Genomic DNA, 242 nt, shown 5'->3' with positions numbered 1-242 from the left:
TCGCCGCCGCCTTCGCCGACCCTGCGCACGCCGGTGGCGCGCACGAAGGCGATTTTCTCGCTGCTGGCACCGGAGGAGGTCGGGCCGATCATCAACCCTTCGGCATGCCCGGCGGTCCAGCCGGTTTCTTCTTCCAGCTCGCGCACGGCGGAGTCTTCAATCGATTCGCCCGCGTCGATATCGCCGACCAGGCCGGCCGGCATCTCGATCGTCTTGGCCTGCAGCGGTACGCGGAACTGCTC

1 protein-coding gene is annotated in these 242 nt (G+C 68.2%); it reads right to left on the bottom strand.

Going from position 1 to position 242, the window contains the following annotated elements; genetic code table 11:
• On the bottom strand, positions 1-242 hold a 242-nt coding region (locus ACQG3P_RS22190; protein WP_426806258.1), incomplete at both ends, for an NUDIX domain-containing protein.

The organism is Stenotrophomonas sp. SrG, from assembly GCF_050031795.1.
GTDB lineage: Bacteria > Pseudomonadota > Gammaproteobacteria > Xanthomonadales > Xanthomonadaceae > Stenotrophomonas > Stenotrophomonas rhizophila_A.
Note: the sequence above shows the minus strand (reverse complement) of the source record. Positions and strands in the feature narration are given on the sequence as shown.